18 protein-coding genes are annotated in these 19,110 nt (G+C 71.2%); 11 read left to right on the forward strand and 7 right to left on the reverse strand.

All coding sequences use genetic code 11. The features are described from left to right. The first annotated feature begins 139 nt into the window (after positions 1-139). From leuA to H0487_RS02860, 5 genes are all read left to right on the forward strand, one after another. Positions 140-1,879, forward strand: a complete 1,740-nt coding sequence (gene leuA, locus H0487_RS02840; RefSeq protein ID WP_220793021.1) for a 2-isopropylmalate synthase — start codon at positions 140-142, stop codon at positions 1,877-1,879. 21 nt (positions 1,880-1,900) lie between these two features. Further along, positions 1,901-2,770, forward strand: coding sequence for an alpha/beta fold hydrolase (locus tag H0487_RS02845; protein ID WP_312855800.1), 870 nt, complete (start codon positions 1,901-1,903; stop codon positions 2,768-2,770). A 29-nt stretch (positions 2,771-2,799) separates the two neighbouring features. After that, on the forward strand, positions 2,800-3,552 hold the full coding sequence (recO, locus tag H0487_RS02850; protein WP_183092716.1) for a DNA repair protein RecO: 753 nt from the start codon (positions 2,800-2,802) through the stop codon (positions 3,550-3,552). Between the two features lie 24 nt (positions 3,553-3,576). After that, positions 3,577-4,386, forward strand: coding sequence for an isoprenyl transferase (locus H0487_RS02855; protein WP_183092717.1), 810 nt, complete (start codon positions 3,577-3,579; stop codon positions 4,384-4,386). A 68-nt stretch (positions 4,387-4,454) separates the two neighbouring features. Beyond that, a complete protein-coding gene (locus tag H0487_RS02860; protein ID WP_183092718.1) occupies positions 4,455-5,273 on the forward strand; it encodes a neutral zinc metallopeptidase in 819 nt (272 codons plus the stop codon). 53 nt (positions 5,274-5,326) lie between these two features. Here H0487_RS02860 and H0487_RS02865 read toward each other — a convergent pair whose 3' ends face one another. The 3 genes from H0487_RS02865 to H0487_RS02875 are packed head-to-tail and all read right to left on the reverse strand — an operon-like array spanning position 5,327 to position 8,087. Then, positions 5,327-6,337: a metal ABC transporter permease gene (locus H0487_RS02865; RefSeq protein ID WP_183092719.1), complete on the reverse strand. Its 1,011-nt coding sequence runs from the start codon at positions 6,335-6,337 to the stop codon at positions 5,327-5,329. Next, positions 6,334-7,152, reverse strand: a complete 819-nt coding sequence (locus H0487_RS02870) for a metal ABC transporter ATP-binding protein (protein WP_312855801.1) — start codon at positions 7,150-7,152, stop codon at positions 6,334-6,336. The genes H0487_RS02865 and H0487_RS02870 overlap by 4 nt, the downstream gene beginning before the upstream one ends. Next, the gene (locus H0487_RS02875) at positions 7,149-8,087 is read right to left on the reverse strand and encodes a metal ABC transporter substrate-binding protein (protein ID WP_183092721.1); all 939 of its coding nucleotides are present in this window, start codon (positions 8,085-8,087) and stop codon (positions 7,149-7,151) included. The genes H0487_RS02870 and H0487_RS02875 overlap by 4 nt, the downstream gene beginning before the upstream one ends. A gap of 125 nt (positions 8,088-8,212) precedes the next feature. On the opposite strand from H0487_RS02875, the gene H0487_RS02880 reads away from it, so the two are divergent. After that, entirely contained in the window at positions 8,213-8,767 is a 555-nt protein-coding gene (locus H0487_RS02880) for a hypothetical protein (protein WP_183092722.1), read from the forward strand. Positions 8,768-8,797: 30 nt separating this feature from the next. On the opposite strand, the gene H0487_RS02885 is transcribed toward H0487_RS02880, so the two are convergent. Beyond that, a complete protein-coding gene (locus H0487_RS02885) occupies positions 8,798-11,041 on the reverse strand; it encodes a molybdopterin-dependent oxidoreductase (RefSeq protein WP_183092723.1) in 2,244 nt (747 codons plus the stop codon). A 52-nt stretch (positions 11,042-11,093) separates the two neighbouring features. Between H0487_RS02885 and H0487_RS02890 the strand changes: the two genes are divergently transcribed. Further along, positions 11,094-11,411 (forward strand): antibiotic biosynthesis monooxygenase family protein, encoded by a 318-nt coding sequence (locus tag H0487_RS02890; protein ID WP_183092724.1) that lies wholly within the window; start codon positions 11,094-11,096, stop codon positions 11,409-11,411. A gap of 30 nt (positions 11,412-11,441) precedes the next feature. On the opposite strand, the gene H0487_RS02895 is transcribed toward H0487_RS02890, so the two are convergent. Next, positions 11,442-12,761, reverse strand: coding sequence for an adenylate/guanylate cyclase domain-containing protein (locus H0487_RS02895; protein WP_183092725.1), 1,320 nt, complete (start codon positions 12,759-12,761; stop codon positions 11,442-11,444). A 136-nt stretch (positions 12,762-12,897) separates the two neighbouring features. On the opposite strand from H0487_RS02895, the gene H0487_RS02900 reads away from it, so the two are divergent. The 4 genes from H0487_RS02900 (at position 12,898) to H0487_RS02915 (ending at position 17,222) form a co-directional block, all read left to right on the forward strand. After that, complete coding sequence (locus H0487_RS02900; RefSeq protein WP_312855802.1) at positions 12,898-14,295, forward strand: glycine--tRNA ligase; 1,398 nt, start codon at positions 12,898-12,900, stop codon at positions 14,293-14,295. 26 nt (positions 14,296-14,321) lie between these two features. Then, complete coding sequence (locus H0487_RS02905; protein WP_183092727.1) at positions 14,322-15,068, forward strand: hypothetical protein; 747 nt, start codon at positions 14,322-14,324, stop codon at positions 15,066-15,068. Further along, positions 15,065-16,219: a tRNA dihydrouridine synthase DusB gene (gene dusB, locus H0487_RS02910; RefSeq protein ID WP_312855803.1), complete on the forward strand. Its 1,155-nt coding sequence runs from the start codon at positions 15,065-15,067 to the stop codon at positions 16,217-16,219. Before H0487_RS02905 ends, dusB begins: the two co-directional genes overlap by 4 nt. A gap of 205 nt (positions 16,220-16,424) precedes the next feature. After that, positions 16,425-17,222 (forward strand): VldE C-terminal domain-containing protein, encoded by a 798-nt coding sequence (locus H0487_RS02915; protein WP_183092728.1) that lies wholly within the window; start codon positions 16,425-16,427, stop codon positions 17,220-17,222. Between the two features lie 66 nt (positions 17,223-17,288). Here H0487_RS02915 and H0487_RS02920 read toward each other — a convergent pair whose 3' ends face one another. Together H0487_RS02920 and H0487_RS02925 are read right to left on the reverse strand one after the other, a co-directional pair. Then, a complete protein-coding gene (locus H0487_RS02920; protein WP_183092729.1) occupies positions 17,289-18,509 on the reverse strand; it encodes a PASTA domain-containing protein in 1,221 nt (406 codons plus the stop codon). Next, the gene (locus H0487_RS02925; protein ID WP_183092730.1) at positions 18,506-19,015 is read right to left on the reverse strand and encodes a SigE family RNA polymerase sigma factor; all 510 of its coding nucleotides are present in this window, start codon (positions 19,013-19,015) and stop codon (positions 18,506-18,508) included. The genes H0487_RS02920 and H0487_RS02925 overlap by 4 nt, the downstream gene beginning before the upstream one ends. Positions 19,016-19,110: the final 95 nt, after the last annotated feature.

Genomic DNA, 19,110 nt, shown 5'->3' on the forward strand with positions numbered 1-19,110 from the left:
TTGTCCGCTAAACTCGATCCATCATGATGCGCGCCCTGCTTCTTAGCGGCCGCAGCGAGGTCTGAGAACCAGCCGGACCCCCTCGCTGCGGAGTGTTGTTGCGCGACCGGCGCTCCTTCTCAGACAGCCGAGGTAAGTCATGACCACCATCCCGAAGCAGCAGCCGAGCGGAATGCCGCATCAGCGCTACACCGCCTTCCAGCCCGTCACTGTGCCGGACCGCACCTGGCCCGACCGGAAGATCACCGCCGCCCCGCGCTGGCTCTCCACCGACCTGCGCGACGGCAACCAGGCCCTCATCGACCCGATGAGCCCGGCCCGCAAGATGAAGATGTTCGACCTCCTCGTCCGGATGGGCTACAAGGAGATCGAGATCGGGTTCCCGGCCGCGAGCCAGACCGACTTCGACTTCGTCCGCCAGCTGATCGAGGGCGACCGGATCCCCGACGACGTCCGCGTCTCCGTGCTGACCCAGGCCCGCGAGGACCTCATCGCCCGCACCGTCGAGTCGCTCGTCGGCGCCGACAAGGCGACCGTCCACCTTTACAACGCCACGGCGCCGCTCTTCCAGCGGGTCGTCTTCAACGTCTCCGAGGCCGAGTGCATCGCGATCGCGACGCGCGGCACCGAGTGGGTGATGAAGTACGCCGACAGCCTGCTGACCGGCGCCCACCCCACCGACTTCGGCTACCAGTACAGCCCCGAGATCTTCACCCAGACGCCCACCGACTTCGCGCTCGAGGTCTGTGAGCGGGTGTCCGACGTGTGGCAGCCCGAGCCGGGCCGCGAGATCATCCTCAACCTGCCGGCGACCGTCGAGATGTCGACGCCCAACACCTACGCCGACCAGATCGAGTACTTCGGCCGCGGGCTCACCCGGCGCGACGTCACGGCGATCAGCCTGCACCCCCACAACGACCGCGGTACGGCGGTCGCGGCGACCGAGCTGGCGCTGATGGCCGGCGCCGACCGGGTCGAGGGCTGCCTCTTCGGCCACGGCGAGCGCACCGGCAACGTCGACCTCGTCACGCTGGCGATGAACCTGTTCAGCCAGGGCATCGATCCGCAGGTCGACCTGTCGGACATCGACGAGATCCGTCGCACCGTCGAGTACTGCACCCAGCTGCCGGTCCACCCGCGCCACCCCTACGCGGGCGACCTCGTCTACACCGCCTTCTCCGGCTCCCACCAGGACGCCATCAAGAAGGGGCTGGAGGACCTCGACCGGATCGCGGCCGAGCAGGGCCGCTCCGTGCGCGAGGTCCCGTGGGAGGCGCCGTACCTCCCGATCGACCCGAAGGACGTCGGCCGTACGTACGAGGCGGTCATCCGGGTCAACAGCCAGTCGGGCAAGGGCGGCGTGGCCTACGTGCTCAAGGCCGAGCACAGCCTGGACCTGCCGCGGCGCGCCCAGATCGAGTTCAGCCGGGTCATCCAGCAGCACACCGACAGCCAGGGCGGCGAGGTGACGCCGGAGGAGATCTGGTCGATCTTCCAGGCCGAGTACCTCGACCGCACGACGCCGTACGAGCTGACCAGCTGGAGCTCGGTCACCGACGCCGAGGGCGACGACGAGCAGCAGGTGAACCTGCGGGTTCGGGGCGAGGACCGGACCTTCTCCGGGATGGGCAACGGCCCGGTCGCCGCGTTCGTCGACGGGATGCGCCAGGCGGGTGCCGACATCCGGGTCCTCGACTACGCCGAGCACGCGCTGTCGTCCGGCGGTGACGCCGTCGCGGCGGCGTACGTCGAGTGTGAGATCGCCGGCGAGATCGTGTGGGGCATCGGCATCCACCACAACATCGTCACCGCGTCGCTGCGGGCGGTCGTGTGCGCGGCCAACCGGGCGCAGGCGCAGACGATCCCGCACCAGGGCTGACCGGCCTGTCAGGATGACGACGTGAGCGAACGACACCTCGCCTCTGAGCGCATCGGCCAGCTGTTCGTGGAGTCCGACGGCGGGCGCGACCGGCTGGAGTACACCGAGTACGGCACGGGCGACGCCTGGGTGGTGCTGCTGCCGGGGCTGCTGATGCCGCGACGGATGCACGACCACGTGGCACGCACCCTCGCCTCGGCGGGCGCTCACGTCGTCACCCTCGACTTCCTCGGGCACGGCCGCTCCGACCAGCCCGACGACCCGCTGGCCTACTCGGTCACCTCGTTCGCCGAGCAGGTGGTGGCGCTCCTCGACCACCTCGGTGCGTCCCAGGCGATCGTCGGCGGTACGTCGCTCGGCGCCAACGTCTCCCTCGAGGTCGCGGCGATCGCCCCGGACCGGGTCCGCGGGCTGCTGCTGGAGATGCCGGTCCTCGACAACGCGCTCGAGGTCGCGATCGTGTCGTTCGCGCCACTGCTGCTGACCGCGCGGGTCTTCCCGTTCGCGATCTCCGGGATGCGCTTCGTGACGACCAAGGTGCCGCGCGGGATCCTGCCGTGGTGGCTCGGGATCGGCCTCGACACCGTCGAGCACCGGCCCGGCGCGCTCGCGGCCTACGTGCACGGCCTGTTCTTCGGACGGGTCGCGCCGCCGGCCAAGGAGCGGCGCCGGATCACGGCACCCGCCCTCGTCGTGGGCCACCCGCGCGACCCGCTGCACCCGGCCTCGGACGCGGAGATGCTCGCCGGCGAGCTGCCCAACGCGACGTTCGAGCGGGCCAGGTCGATCCTGGAGTGGCGGCGGACACCGGAGCGGCTGGACCTGCTGGCGACCAAGTTCGTTCTCGACTGCTGGCGTCCGGCGCGGCGCCCCCGGCGCGCCGGGGCCTGACTGTCGGTGCCCCCGCCCACAATGGGGGTGTGCTCTATCGCGACGAGGCGATCGTCCTGCGCACCCACAAGCTGGGTGAGGCCGGCCGCATCATCACCCTGCTGACCCGTCAGCACGGGCTGGTGCGCGCCGTCGCCAAGGGCGTGCGTCGTACGACGTCGAAGTTCGGGTCGCGCCTGGAGCCCTTCACCTACGTCGACCTCCAGCTCGCCGTCGGCCGCAACCTCGACACGATCACGCAGGCCGAGACCCGCGCCGCCTATGCCGCGTCGATCGGTGCCGACTACGACCGCTACACCTCCGGCACGGCGATGCTCGAGACCGCCGAGCGGCTGGTCGTGGAGGAGCGGGAGCCGGCCGTCCAGCAGTTCCTGCTGCTCCTCGGTGCCCTCCACGCGATGGCCTCGGGCGACCGGCGTCCCGGCCACGTCCTCGACTCCTACCTGCTGCGCTCGCTGGCGGTGGCCGGCTATGCGCCGGCGTGCGTCGACTGCGCCCACTGCGGTCGCGCGCCGTCCCCGGCCGCCGACGGCTCGGCCGGCTCGCACCGCTGGTTCAACCCGGCGATGGGTGGCGTGCTCTGCGCGACCTGCCGGATCCCCGGTTCGGCGAGCCCCGCCCCCGAGACGCTGACGCTGCTCGGTGGGCTGCTCGCCGGGGAGTGGCCGGTCGTCGAGGCCGCCGATCCTCGTCACCTGCGCGAGGCGAGCGGTCTGGTGGCCGCGTTCGTCCAGTGGCAGATCGAGCGTGGCCTGCGGTCCCTGGCCTACGTCGAGCGCTGACGCGCCGCCGACTAGCCTTCATCCGTGCGCAGCTCCCGCCGACCCACGGCCCCCCAGCGACGGGAGCCCCGCCGACCCGACCCGCACCCGTCGGGCGCGCAGCCGCCGTCGATCCCGGCGGAGCTGGTGCCCCACCACGTCGCGATCGTCATGGACGGCAACGGACGGTGGGCCAAGGAGCGCGGGCTGCCGCGCACCCAGGGCCACGAGCAGGGCGAGAGCTCGCTGTTCGACGTCGTCGAGGGAGCGATCGAGATCGGGGTGAAGGCGATCTCGGCCTACGCGTTCTCCACCGAGAACTGGTCGCGCAGCCCGGACGAGGTCAAGTTCCTCATGGGCTTCAACCGCGACGTCATCCGTCGCCGTCGGGACGAGATGCACGAGCTCGGGGTGCGCGTGCGGTGGGCCGGACGGGCCCCTAAGCTGTGGCGCTCGGTGATCAAGGAGCTCCAGGTCGCCGAGGAGCTGACGAAGCACAACGAGGTCCTCACGCTGACCATGTGCGTCAACTACGGCGGGCGCTCCGAGCTCGGCGACGCGGCGCGGGCCCTGGCCCAGGACGTCGCTGCCGGCCGGCTCAACCCGGCGAAGGTCGACGAGCGGACCCTCGGCCGCTACCTCTACGTCCCCGAGCTGCCCGACGCCGACCTGATCTGGCGGACGTCGGGGGAGCAGCGGTTGTCGAACTTCATGCTCTACCAGGCGGCGTACGCCGAGCTCGTCTTCTCCGACGTCCTCTGGCCCGACGTCGACCGGCGGCACCTGTGGGAGGCGATCGACATCTACGCGCGTCGCGACCGTCGCTACGGCGGCGCGGAGCCGAACCAGACCTGAGTCCGACCCGCGCTCGGACTCCTCGGATCTGCCCCCGCCGCGGGTCGGCCCGCCCTATCCTTCGAGCCATGAAGTCCTCCCCCTTCGCGCGCATCGTCACGCTCGCACTGGTCGGATCCCTCTCGCTGGCCGCGTGCGGCAACGGTGATGGCGACGACGAGGCCGACGACGTCGAGACCGTGATCGTCACCGGTACACCGGAGGCGGACGCGAGCAGCACCGCGCCGACCGAGACCACCACTGCCCCGACGACGCCGACGACGACCGCGACCGAGGAGATGACGATCGCGCCGACCGGCGAGGTCGACGAGGCCGAGCTCGCCGAGGACATCCAGTTCGCGCAGCAGGTGACCGACGAGTGGTGGGCCCTGCACTGGAACGACTTCTTCTCCGGTGACTACACGCCGCCCAACGTCGTCGGCTTGTACGACGGCTACGACGAGGCGAACGCGCCGGTCTGCTTCGGTGAGGTGCTGCCGCCGGGCAACGCGTTCTACTGCCCCGACGGGGACTACGTCGCGTGGGACAAGACCCTGCTCGAGCTCGGCTACGAGATCGGCGACTCCTGGCCCTACCTGATCATCGCCCACGAGTGGGGCCACGCGATCCAGGCGGACCTGTCGATGGACCTGCAGAGCGTGCAGTACGAGCTCCAGGCCGACTGCCTCGCCGGCGCGGTGCTCTACGGCGCCGCGCGCGACAACCCGCCGACGCTGGAGTTCGAGGCCGGTGACGAGAAGGAGATCGTCGACGGTCTCAACTTCATCGCCGACGAGGCGCCGTGGGGCATGAGCGGTGACCACGGGGACTCGTTCGAGCGGATCGAGGCGTTCAACCTCGGTCGCACCGACGGCGTGCCGGGGTGCCTGCCCGGGATGACCAACTGACCTGCTGACCTGCTGACCTGCTGACCGGCCGGCTCGGGGCGGCCGGGCCGGGGTCAGTGCTCGTCGTAGTGGGCCCCGTGCTCGGCGTGCCGGTGTCCGTCGTGCACGTAGTCGACGTGATCGTCGTGCGGGACCGCGAGGTGCCCGCACCCCGGTCCGTGCTGGTGGGGATGCTCGCCGGTCGGCTCGTGCTCGGGTGCGCTGCCGCTGGGGAAGGGGGCCCGGAGCCGGGCGCGACGCCGGAGCCACATCCCCACCGGCCAGGCGACGACGTAGCCGGCCAGTGCGAGCAGCACGATGGTCGGTCCCGGCGTCGCGTCGACGTCGTACGTCGAGGCGGCGGCGGCGAACGCGAGCCCTCCGACCGAGGCGAGCGTCCCCAGCACCATCGCAGCGGCGATGGTGGTTCGGAAGGACCGGGTCACCTGCTGGGCGGTCGCCACCGGCACCACCATGAGCGCCGAGACGAGGAGCAGGCCCACGGTCCTCATCGCGACCGTGACGCTGACCGCCGCGAGCACCGCCACGAGCACGTTGTAGAACCGCACGCGCAGCCCGGCGACTCGAGCGAACTCCTGGTCCTGCGCGACCGCGAACAGCTGGGGCGCCAGACCGAGGCAGAGTGCGACGACGGCGGCGGCCAGCACCATGGTGACCAGCACGTCGTCGATCGACAGCGTGGTGAGCGAGCCGAACAGGTAGCGCTGGAGGGCACCGGTGCTCTGCCCGCCGATGCCGCTGATGAAGATGCCGCCGGCGAGACCACCGTAGAAGAGCAGCGCCAGCGCCACGTCGCCGTTGGTGTGACCACGCTCGCGGACGATCTCGATGAGGACCGCGCCCGCGACCGCGACGACCACCGCGGTCCACGTCGGTGAGGTCGAGGTGACCAGGCCGATCGCGACGCCGGTCACCGCGACGTGGCCGATCCCGTCACCCATCAGCGCGAGCCGGCGCTGGACCAGGTAGGTGCCGATCGCCGGCGCGGCGAGTCCGGTCACGAACGCGGCGATGAGGGCTCGCTGCATGAACGGGAGTGCGAACAGGTCGGCGAGGTCGTTCATCGTGGCCCCCGGTCGGACGGGTCGAGCGGGGAGGCGACGTGCGGGACGTGGTCGTGCCGGCGGTCCGGCGCGGAGTGGTGGTGGGTGTGTGGGTCTGCGAACCAGGGCTCGTGCGCCTCGTGGTCGCGGAGCGGCGCTCCGTCGTAGGCGACGCGGCCGTCGCGCATGACCACGGCTCGGTCGACGAGCGGGGCGAGCGGCCCCAGCTCGTGGGCGACGAGGACCACCGTCGCCCCGCGCTCCTTGAGTGCGCCGAGCGCCTCGGCGAGCGCGTGCTGGTTGGGCAGGTCGACCCCGGCGGTCGGCTCGTCGAGGAAGAACAGGTCCGGGTCGCCGGCGAGGGCCCGAGCGATGAGCACCCGCTGCTGCTGCCCGCCCGACAGGTGGCTCACCGCGTCGCGGCGACGGTGGGCGAGCCCCACCACCTCGAGGGCCTCGTCGATCGCCGCCCGGTCAGCTCGCGTCAGGGGGCGGAACAGCCGGCGGTGGGTGAGTCGGCCGGACGCCACGACCTCGTGGACCGAGACCGGTACGCCGGAAGCGGCCGTGGCCCGCTGGGGCACGAACCCGAGCCGCTGCCAGTCGTGGAAGTTCTCGAGAGTGGTGCCGAACAGCCGTACCTCGCCCGTGCTGAGCGGCCGGAGTCCCACCAAGGCACGGACCAGTGTCGACTTGCCCGAGCCGTTGGCGCCCATGAGCGCGACGAAGTCGCCGATCTCGACCGTGAGGTCGATGCGGCGCAGCACGGGCCGTCCACCGATCTCGACCGACCCGCCCGAGATCGCGACTGCCGCAGGTGCGGTGGCGGACGTCACCGGCACTCGTTGGCCGCGCGGATCGCTGCGAGGTTGGATTCCATGAGGGAAACGTAGTCCTCCCCGCTGCTGCTGTCGGTCAGCCCCTCGATCGGGTCGAGACTGCCGGTCGCGAGGTCCAGGTCGGCGGCGAGGCCGGCGACGAGGTCCGGCTCGAGCGGCTCGCTGAAGACCGTGGTGATGCCCTCGTCGAGGATCAGCTCCTGGACCTCGCCGAGCACCGCCGGACTGGGTTCGGCGTCAGGGGAGAGGCCCACCAGGGGCGCGATGCGCACGCCGTACTTCTCCAGGTATCCGAAAGCGTCGTGCGACACCACGACCGTGTCCCGGGCGCAGTCGGCGAGGCCGGTGGTGAACAGCTCGTCGAGGGCGGCCAGGTCCGCTCGGAGCGCGGCAGCGTTGGCGGTGTAGTCCTCGGCGTGCCCGGGGTCGATCTCGGCGAGCTCGTCGGCGACCGCGTCTCCGAGGTCGGCGACCCGCACCGGGTCCTGCCAGAAGTGCGGGTCGACGTCTCCGTGGTCGTGCTCGTCCTCGTGCTCGTCCTCGTGCTCGGCGTGCTCCTCGGGAGACTCCTCCGCGGGCAGCAGACCGACCACCTCGGCGGCGTCGAGGGGGACGCCTCCGGCGTTCTGCTCGACGGCGTCGTCGACGGCCGGCTGGAAGCCGTGCTCGAAGAGGACGAGGTCGGCTCCGGCGATCTCGGCGGTCTCGTCGACGGCGAGCTCGAGGTCGTGCGGCTCCGTGCCGGGCTGGGTCAGGAGGGTGACCTCGGCGTGGTCGCCGGCGACGCGCTCGGCGACGTAGGCCAGCGGGTAGAAGGCCGCCGCGACGGTCACCCCGTCACTCGGGTCGGCACCACTCTCCTCGAAAGCCGAGCACCCGGTCGCGACGAGGGCGAGGGCGGTCAAGGGGACGACGGCGATTCCGAAGCGCATGAGAATCATTCTCAACTAGGGATGCCGGCCTGTCCAATCAGCCGGCGTTAAGTGAGCGGAAAGTGCTGGCGCGCACGCTCCTGTCATCCGAGGAGACCACTCACCCAGGAGACCAGGAGACCACCATGAAGACCATCACCCGCCTCGTCGCGATCCTCGCCCTCGTTCTGCTGCCGCTGCTGCACACGCCGTCCGCGGGCGCCGCCCAGATCCAGACCTCCTCCTACCGGCCGGGCCCGGTGTGGGTGAACACGCCGATGATCACCGGCTACGACCACCAGGTCCGGCTCGCTAACGGCTACTACATGACCACCAAGAGCTTCGAGCTCGGCGGCTTCGTCGCCGGCCGGAGCCCGGCCTACGCCGGCGCCCAGGACATCTACGGCTTCTACGTCATCCAGCGGTACGTGGGCGGTCGTTGGGAGGCCTGGACCTGGCAGGAGCACAGTGGCCGGTCGTTCTCCGGCAACATGAGCTTCCCGCGGTGGGTCTTCAACCCGGCCAACCAGCCCAACAACCGCTACGCCTATCGCGCGGTCTACGTCGTCTCCTGGTACGTCGCGGGCACCAACCGCGAGCTGGGCACGGTGACGATCGTCCCGAACCGGACCGCCGACAACCAGTGCGTCATCAGGTTCGGGACCCGGTGCGGCTCCTACACGGACTCCATCGTCTTCTGAGCCGGTCGCGAGCGGGTCCGGCCCTCGGGGTCAGACCCGCTCGAGCCGCGCCGGCACGTACTTGTGCCACGGGGTCCCCGCCAGCCAGTCGCGATGGTGCAGCGACGTCAGCTCGTTGGGCGCGACGCCCGGAGTGCCGTCGGCATGCTCGACCCCGAGCCCGTTGGGCAGCGAGACGTGGCCGGGCTGGAGGGTGTCGGTCACCTCGACGACCGCCTCCGCGCTGCCCCGCTCGGTCACCACGCGGAGGGCGTCGCCCGTCGTCACGCCGTACGACGCCGCGTCGCCCGGGTTGATCCGGAGGGCTCCGTGGGCGTCGCGCCGCCGCCACGACGGGTCGCGGATGATCGTGTTGGCCGTGAACGCCCGGCGCTCGCCGGCCGACAGCACGAACGGGAACTCCTCGGTGGTCCACGAGCTCGGCTCGTCGGCCAACGCTCGCATCCGCTCGATCAGGTCGGGAATCTCGAGGGTGAACCGCCGGTCCGGGCGACGTACGTAGTTCCAGGCGTCGTCGTACGCATCCCGGGTGAACACGACCCCTTCGCCCTGGAGGGTCTTCTCGAAGAGCCGGTTGCCGGCCTCGAAGCCGGTGCCGGTGAAGCCGGCGCGGGCGACGGCCTCGGGCTGGGCCATGACGCACAGCTGGGAGAGCCCCCAGACGGCGGCTGCGCCGCGCGCCGTCCCCAGCGTCGGCCCGAGCGTCTCGTAGAGCACGTGCCCGGCGAGGCCCATGACCCGCGGATCGGCGCCGACCGCGGCGAAGAACGCCTCGGCGTAGGCGGTGAGCCCGGCCTCCGCGGCCTCCCGGAGCGGCGCGAGCGTCGCCTCGTCGATCGCGTCGAGCTCGCGGATCAGGCGGGCGTAGATCTCCGGCTCCGGCAGCGTGCCGGGGAGCGGGTCCATCGTCGGCGCGCGCAGGTGGAAGACGTTGTTCGGGAAGTCGACGTTGAAGAACGTGCACTCCCACTTCTCGAACTGGCTCGACGCGGGCAGCACGTAGTCGGCCAGCCGGGCGGTCTCGGTGAGGTGGATGTCGACGACCACGCTGAGCTCGAGCGCCGCCATGGCCCGACGGAACGCCGCCGAGTCGGCCAGCGAGTGGGCGGGGTTGACGCTGTCGATCCACATCGCCCGGAACCGGTCGGGGTGGCTGGTGTCGATCTCCTCGGCGATCGAGTTGCAGGGCACGAGGCCGGAGATGATCCGGGCGCCCGTGACCGGGGTGGTCCTGGCGCCGCCACCCCCGCCGCCGCCCGCGATCGCCGCGAAGGTGGAGTGCAGGAACATCCCGCCCTTCTTGGCGAAGCTCCCGGTGAGGATCCAGAGCATCTTGTTGAGGTAGGAGCTCAACGTGCTGTGGGGCGCCTGCTGGATGCCGAGGTCCTCGTAGGTGCAGACGCTCTGCGCGGAGCCGATCCGCCGCGCCGTCTCCCGGATCAGCTCCTCGGGCACGCCGCAGCGCGCGGCGTAGTCGGCGACGTCGACCTCGGTGTACGCCGCCAGGACGGGTGCGGCGCCGCTGGTGTGGTCGGCGATGAACCCGTGGTCGACCAGGTCCTCCTGGACGAGGACGGCGCCGAGCGCGGCAAGGCACCACGCGTCGGTGCCGGGCCGCACCTGGAGGTGGATGTCGGCCATCGCGGCGGTCTCGCTGCGGCGCGGGTCGATCACGACCATGCAGCGGTCGGGGTCGGCGGCCATCTCCTTGAGGACCGGCCGGGCGCGCGGGAAGGAGTGGGACTGCCACGGGTTCTTGCCGACGAAGACGACGACCTCGGCGTGCTCGAAGTCGCCCTTGCTGTGACCGCCGTAGAGCCGGCCGTCGACGAACATCTCGCCGGTCTTCTCCTGGGCGAGCGCGTTGGACCGGTACCGGGCACCGACGGCGGCCTGGAGGGACTGGCCGTAGCTGCCGCCGAGGTGGTTGCCCTGGCCGCCACCGCCGTAGAAGAAGATCTTGTCGCCGCCGTGCTCGTCCCTCACCTGGCGCAGGCGTCCGGCGATCTCGGTGATCGCGGTGTCCCAGTCGATCTCCTCGAAGGTGCCGTCCGGGCGGCGGCGCAGCGGGCTGGTGAGCCGCTCGGTGCCGTTCTGGTAGCGGTCGAGACGTAGCGGCTTCTCGCAGGTGTAGCCCGCCGACCCCGGGTGCGTCTTGTCGCCCCTGATCTTGACCAGGTGGCGGTCCTCGACCTGCACCTCGATCCCGCAGTTGCACTCACAGAGGATGCAGGCGCTCTTCTGCCAGGCCGGTGCTGTCGGGTCACTGCTCATGGGGCTCCGTCCGCAGTTCTATGACGACTGTCATAGACAGTAGGGTCGGCCCGTGCTGGTCGTCAACAGGTTCCGCGTCGAGGCGTCACAGGAAGTCGCGTTCCGGGCTGACCTGGCGACGGCGCACGAGACCCTCGCCGCCCGCCCCGGGTACCTCGGCGGCGAGATCGGCCGCAACCTCGACGACCCCGGCCTGTGGGTGCTCACCACGCGCTGGGAGTCCGTCGGCGCCTACCGCCGCGCGCTCTCGTCGTACGACGTCAAGCTGAGCGCCGTGCCGACCCTGAGCCGGGCGCTCGACGAGCCCAGCGCCTACGAGGTGGTCGGGCCGGGCTCGGTGCTCAACGTCGCGGAGTCCCGCACGACCTGACGGACCTCGGGTCGGGGCGCCGGTCGAGGCTCAGAGTGTCGGTGCCGTGAGCTCGAAGACCGACTGGAGGCCGACGAGGCCCTTGATCCGCATCGGGTCGCGCTGCTGGACCCGGGTGTCGGCCGCGAGCTGGGCGGTCCGCTCGTCGAGCAGCACCTCGCCGGCCCGGGCGGCCGAGCAGAGCCGGGCGGCGAGGTTGACCGGCGTGCCGACGGCGGTGTAGTCCAGCCGGTTGCTGGAGCCGATGGTGCCGACGGTGACGGTGCCGCTGGCGACGCCGACGCCGACGCCGAGCGGGTGGAGCTTGGTGGCCCACCGCTCGAGGACCGGGTCGACGGCCGTGATCAGGTCCTCGGCCAGCGCGACCGCGACCGCTGCGTGGTCAGGCCGAGGGAGAGGCGCGCCGACCAGCATGAGCACCCCGTCGCCGGCGTAGCAGGTGATGGTGCCCCCGTGCCGGGCGACGACCTCACCGACAGCGTCGTAGTACTCCGCGAGCAGGTCGACCACGGCCTGCGACGGCACGCCCTCGGAGTAGGGCGTGAAGTCGCGCAGGTCGCACTCGATCACCGACAGCTCGGCCTGGTGCGGTCGCATCACGGTCGAGATGCCCTTGGCCTCGATCATCTCCGAGACCTGCGGGGAGAGGAACTGGCCCAGGAACGTCGCCCTCCGCGCGTGCGCCGCCCCGTAGTGCATGTGACCCCACGTGACGAGGGACATCACCAGCACGGCGAGCACGCCCGACGCCTCCCACGGGACCGCCGTCGAGCAGGCGAGCAGGCCCGAGGCCACCGAGGTGGCGATCGCCCGGGCCCTCTCCGCCGGGTCGATCTGCTGGGTCGCGAGCAGGGCCCAGCCGGCCATGAAGGTCACCCCGATGACGAGCAGGGTGATCGCGAAGAGCCAGAACCCGGGTTCGTCGTGGGCCGACCGGTCGAACGCCGAGAGCTCGTAGTCGTTGAGGCGTTGGGCGGGGAACAGCAGCACCACTGCCGCGAACCAGGCGATCTCGGCCCAGCCGGCGCGGATCACCCAGCGTGCTGCCGTCCGGGCGCGGGGGGTCATCTGCGCGGTCCGGAACAGGCTCGCCATGTAGATCGCGGAGAAGACCCCGACGCTCACCTCGGAGAGTCCCTGGAGCCGGGGGAGCAGTCCGGGTGCGCTGGTGCTCACGTCGTCCAGGAAGAAGAGGGGAGTCGCGAACGAGATGCCGACGCCGACGCCGGACGCCGCGTTGGCGAGGTTGGCGCGGGTGGGTTCGAGGCTCAGTGCGAAGACCAGCGCGAGGCCGCAGAAGGACGCGCCGAGAGCAACTGCAGCGAGCTGATAGGACTCGAGGTCGCCCATGGGAGCCTCCTGGGTGCACCCCCACGGTAGACCTGAGGCGCCGGGCGCGCGTCCGGTTCGGTCCGACCGGATCCGCGTCGTTAGGCTGACCACTCACAGACCGGCAGCCAGCCGGCCGACCCCAGGAGTGCACATCGTGGCCAAGCCCCCGCCGTCCGCTATCGACAACGTCGTCTCGCTCGCCAAGCGTCGAGGCTTCGTCTACCCGTGCGGTGAGATCTACGGGGGCACCCGGTCGGCATGGGACTACGGCCCGCTCGGCGTCGAGCTCAAGGACAACATCAAGCGTCAGTGGTGGAAGTCCATGGTGCAGATGCGCGACGACGTCGTGGGCCTGGACTCCTCGGTGATCCTGCCGCGCCAGACCTGGGAGGCCAGCGGCCACGTCGCGACCTTCACCGACCCGCTCACCGAGTGCCAGTCGTGCCACAAGCGGTTCCGCGCCGACCACCTCCAGGAGGAGTACGCCGAGAAGAAGGGCCTCGACGACCCGGACGCGGTCGACCTCGCGACCCTCGCCTGCCCCAACTGCGGCAGCCGCGGCGCCTGGACCGAGCCGCGCCAGTTCTCGGGCCTCCTCAAGACCTACCTCGGCGTCATCGAGGACGAGTCCGGCCTCCACTACCTGCGCCCGGAGACCGCGCAGGGCATCTTCCTCAACTTCGCCAACGTCGTGACGTCGAGCCGGATGAAGCCCCCGTTCGGCATCGCCCAGGTCGGCAAGAGCTTCCGCAACGAGATCACGCCCGGCAACTTCATCTTCCGCACCCGTGAGTTCGAGCAGATGGAGATGGAGTTCTTCGTCAAGCCGGGTGAGGACGAGGAGTGGCACCAGTACTGGATCGACACCCGCACCGCCTGGTACGTCGGCCTCGGCGTCGACCCCGACAACCTGCGCCACTTCGAGCACCCCAAGGAGAAGCTCTCCCACTACTCGAAGCGGACCGTCGACATCGAGTACCGCTTCCGTTTCGCGGGCTCGGAGTGGGGCGAGCTCGAGGGCATCGCCAACCGCACCGACTTCGACCTCGCGACCCACTCCGCCGCGTCGGGCAAGGACCTCACCTACTTCGACCAGGCGGCCGGCGAGCGCTACACGCCGTACGTCATCGAGCCGGCGGCCGGTCTGTCCCGCAGCCTGATGACGTTCCTCGTCGACGCCTACGAGGAGGACGAGGCGCCCGACACCAAGGGCGGCGTCCGCAAGCGGACCGTGCTGCGGCTCGACCCGCGCCTGGCGCCGGTCAAGGTCGCCGTGCTGCCGCTGTCGCGCAATGCCGACCTCACGCCGAAGGCGCGCGACGTCGCCACCGAGCTGCGCCAGGCCTGGACGATCGACTTCGACGACGCCGGCTCGATCGGCAAGCGCTACAGCCGCCACGACGAGATCGGCACGCCGTACTGCGTCACCGTCGACTTCGACACCCTCGAGGACCAGGCCGTCACCGTGCGCGAGCGCGACTCGATGGCGCAGGAGCGAGTCAGCCTCGACCGGCTGACGGCGTACTTCGCCGAGCGGTTCGTCGGCTGCTGACCGCCGGCGACTGACAGAATGTGCCTGTGACCCCTGTCTCATCCGTGTCCTCGATGGTCCAGCGCGCCGGCGCGGCCGTCCTCGGAAGCGTCCTCGCCGCCGGCCTCCTGGTCGGCTGCAGCGACTCCCAGGACTCCGCCGACGACGACCCGAGCGCCGGGTCGACCGCCGACGCCAGCGAGCCGAGCGAGCCGACCGAGTCCGCCGACGCCACTCCGAGCAGCTACCTGCCGGTGCCCGAGGGCGTGACCCTCACCGAGCCCGGCACCTCTCTCGGGTTCGGCGAGACCGGCACCATCGCCTGGCGGCCGCGGCAGGACACGGTCGTGGCCCTCGACCTGACGGTCGACCGGATCGACAAGACGTCCTACAAGGAGTCCTTCGAGGGCTGGGTCATCACGCCCCAGATGAAGGGCCAGGTGCCCTACTTCGTCCGCGCCACGGCGACCAACGTCAGCGGGGCGGCGATCGGCGACCTGCTGGTGCCGCTCTACGCGCTGTCCGACGGCACGAGCATGTACGAGCCGCTGTCCTTCCGCGAGGAGGCGTTCGAGCCGTGCCCGGGCGGCGAGCTGCCCGAGAAGCTCAAGCCCGGCAAGACCGCCGACCTCTGCCTGGTCTACCTGCTGCCCGAGGGCCTGGCCCTCAGCTCGGCCGCCTTCGACCTCGTCGGCGAGCTCGCGCCGGTCACGTGGAGCGGCGAGATCACCGCGATCGAGAAGCCGAAGAAGGACAAGAAGAAGGACGAGAAGAAGGGCGAGCAGCAGGGGTGAGCAGCCCCGGCTCCACTGTGCCGTACCCGGGCCTGGACCTCGGGTCGCTGCACGTCCCCACCCCGGTCGTGCTGGCGCCGATGGCCGGCATCACCAACGCCGCCTACCGCCGGCTCTGCGCCGAGCACGGCGCCGGGCTCTACGTCTGCGAGATGATCACCAGCCGGGGGCTGGTCGAGGGTGACCCGACGACCCGGCGGATGCTGGTCTTCGACGAGGCCGAGCAGGTGCGCTCCGTCCAGCTCTACGGGACCGACCCGACGTACGTCGGGAAGGCCGCCGAGATCCTCTGCGACGAGTTCGGCGTGGCCCACATCGACCTCAACTTCGGCTGCCCGGTCCCCAAGGTCACCCGCAAGGGCGGCGGCGGCGCGCTGCCGTGGAAGCGGGGCCTGCTCGCGCGGATCCTCGAGGAGGCGGTCGCAGCCGCGACGCCGTACGACGTGCCGGTGACGATGAAGACCCGCAAGGGGCTCGACGACGACCACCTCACCTACCTCGACGCCGGGCGGATCGCGCAGGAGTCCGGCTGTGCCGCGATCGCCCTGCACGGTCGCACCGTCGCGCAGGCCTACTCGGGGGAGGCCGACTGGGACGCCATCGGTGCGCTCGTCGACCACGTCGACATCCCGGTGCTCGGCAACGGCGACATCTGGGAAGCCTCCGACGCGCTGCGGATGGTCGAGCAGACCGGTGTCGCCGGGGTCGTCGTGGGCCGTGGCTGCCTGGGCCGCCCCTGGCTGTTCCGCGACCTGGCGGCCGCGTTCGGCGGCACCGCGGTCACCACGCTGCCGACCCTCGGCGAGGTCGCCACGATGATGCGCCGGCACGCCGAGCTGCTCGTCGAGCACATGGGGGAGGAGCGGGGCTGCAAGGAGTTCCGCAAGCACGTGTCGTGGTACCTCAAGGGCTTCGGTGCGGGCGGTCAGCGGCGGCGCGACCTCGGTCTCGTCGACACCCTCGCCGACCTCGACCGGCTGCTCGCCGAGCTCGACCCGGACGAGCCCTACCCGGTCTCCGAGCTGGGCGCTCCCCGGGGTCGCCAAGGGTCTCCGCGGAACAGGGTCGTGCTGCCGGAAGGGTGGCTCGACGACGCCGACGGGGCCGACTTCCACCTCCAGGAATCGGTCGACGAGACCACCGGAGGGTGACTCAGGCCACGGTAAAGACACGCCGTGGGGATTCGCCAGGCCCAATGTCGTGTGTTCTAGTGGTTCTTCGTGCCCGATGCCACCCCGGTGGATCGGGCACGTGACAGAGAAGCGAAAGCAAAGGAATCAGCGCGTGGCAGGCAATCACAGCCACAAGCGGGAGACCGCGCGACGCAGGCCTCGGGCAGCGTTCATCGCGGCCCCCTTGGCAGTTGTAGCAACCGGTGTCGCAGTGTCGGCAGGCGTCGCAGGGTCCGGCCCTGCCCAGGACCTGCTGACCACCGACGCCTCCGTGGCGGCCAGCTTCGTCGGCGGTGACGCGCCCGAGCGCCAGCTCGTCGTGTCGCGCGGCGGCGGCGAGCGCGGCACCGTCCAGGAGAAGAAGGCGCCGCTCAGCGCCGTCGACAAGCTGATGACCGACAAGGCCGTCACGGCTGCGGTCAAGGGCGCGGACAAGAAGCTCTGGACGACGACCACCCTCAACCTCTGGACCCGCCCCGACGGCAAGGCCAAGAAGGTCGGCGAGCTCGACAGCAGCGAGAAGGTCCTCGTGACCGGTCGCAAGGCCAAGGGCCGCGAGGAGGTCGTCCTCGACGGCAAGGCCCGCTGGGTCACGGCCGGCTACCTGAGCGCCGAGAAGCCGTTCGCCCTCGGTGGCGACTGCACGAACGGTTCCTCGGTGCCGTCAGCGGTGAGCCCGAACATCCAGAAGGTCCACCAGGCTGTCTGCGCCGCGTTCCCCGAGATCACCGCTTACGGCACATTCCGCAGCGACGGCGAGCACTCCCAGGGCATCGCGGTCGACATCATGGTGTCGGGCGAGCGCGGCTGGCAGGTCGCGGAGTTCGTCCGCGAGCACTACGCCGACCTCGGTGTCAGCTACGTCATCTACTCCCAGAACATCTGGTCGGTCGAGCGCTCCGGCGAGGGCTGGCGGGGCATGTCGGACCGTGGGTCCGCCACCGCCAACCACTACGACCACGTGCACGTCACGACGTACTGACCGCTCGTTCCGGAAGGCATCCTCATCGGCCTCGCCGAGGAGCTGGGCGGCACGTGAGCGCCGCGCTCAGCGCACGACGACCGTGATCGTGCCGATCTCGATCCGGCGACCGTCGGCCTCGATGGTCAGCCGGATCGTGTTGGTGCCGGGTACGGTCGCGTTCCACGAGCGGCCGTAGTTCGGCCCCTCCTCCCAGTCGTCGAGGACGAGGGACGGGCCGGAGACCTCGCCGGCGAGGGTGCCGATGCGCTTGCCGTGGCCGTAGGCCCAGATCGTCGAGCCGACCTCGAGCCGGATGGTCGCACCGGCGCGCACCTCGGCGTCGGTGAGGCCGCGGTAGTCCCCGCCGGGGTCGCTCGAGTTCACGTCGACCGCCACCTCGTCGGCGGGCCCCTCGGGCGCCGCGACGGTGGTGATCGTGACCGGGTCGCCCGGGACCAGCAGGGTGCCGGGCCCCGGCTCGACCTCGAGAACGAAGTCGGTGGGGAAAGCCGGACGCTTCTCGGTCACGGTCTCGATCCGGAGCCCGGCCGCCTCCAGCCGGCGACGGTAGTCGGCACCGTTGCGGCTGCCGAGCCCGGGGACGGCCACCCGGTCCGGCACGATCCTGATCCACGACAGGATCTCCTCCACCCGCTTCCGGGTGGCCGCCTCGGCCCGGTAGGACGCGTCCTCGGACGGCAGGTGGACGGTGCCCGAGCAGCGCCGCGGGACGCGGGTGCCGCCCTGGGTCTGGGGCTCGGTGCAGGTGATCTCGTCGCGCTCGGCGGTGACGCCGTCGATCTCCACGGTCGCGGCGGGGGCGAACATCTCCTCGTTGACCCCACGGTCGATCCAGACGTTGTCGAAGACCGGCGCACCGAGCCACAGGCACGACTCGATGGCGCCGACGTCGATCACCACCGTCGGCCGTTCGGCCGTGCCGCACCGCAAAGCGTTGGTCGCCCACGTCTCCGGGACGGCGATCGCCGACTGGCCGATGCCGACGAGGCGGGTGCCGGGCGGGACGACATCGGGTGCGGGATCGGGGGTGGTGCTGGCCGCCGGCAGGTCGGGTCGGGCCGGTCGGCCGGGCCCGTCGCCGGGCCGGGTCGCCAGGGCGGTGCCGCCGACGACCACGCCGACGGCGAGCGCCGTGGCCGCGACCCGGGTCGTCGTACGACGCCGGCGGAGCCGGTCGGCCCCGTCGACCATGGCCGTCACCGGGGCCGGGCCGACGACGACCCGCGCGGCGGAACGGTCGAGGAGGTCGGCGAGGGCGGGCTCGTTGTGATCAGGGTCGGTCATGGGGCACCTCGGAGCTCGGTCAGGTCGGGGTCGGCAGCCAGGGCGGTGAGCGCGCGGGACAGCCGCGACTTCACGGTCCCGGGCGCCACGTCGAGGACGACGGCCATCTGCTGCTCGGTGAGGTGGGCGTAGTAGCGGAGCACGACGGCCGCGCGCTGGTCCGGCGTGAGCCGGCTCAACGAGCGCGCGATCGCGTCGGTGCCGTCGACTGCCTCGAACGCGTCGTCGTAGGTCTGCTCGGGGAGGTCGGCCACCGGTCGCTCCTGCGTCCAGCGCCGCCGGCGGGCCGAGATGAAGGTGGTGAAGAGGACGCGGTGCACGTAGGCGTCGCGGTCGTCCGCACGTCGTACCTTCGACCAGCTCGCGAGGCACTTGGTGAGGGCCGCCTGCGCCACGTCCTCCGCCTCGGCGTGCGAGCACCCGAGCAGGACGGCGGACCGGACCAGGTGGGGCCACCGGGACGCGACGAAGTCGCTGAACTCCGCGTTCCTGCCGTTTCGGTCCACGCCACCATCCTCGACCGCACCGATGCCTCCTGCCCGTCAGACGCTCGAGGAAGCCCCCGAGGTTCCGATCGGCCCGAGCGGATCTGCGACGACCG

This window comes from Nocardioides stalactiti, from assembly GCF_014180715.1.
GTDB classification, from domain to species: Bacteria; Actinomycetota; Actinomycetes; order Propionibacteriales; family Nocardioidaceae; genus Nocardioides; species Nocardioides stalactiti.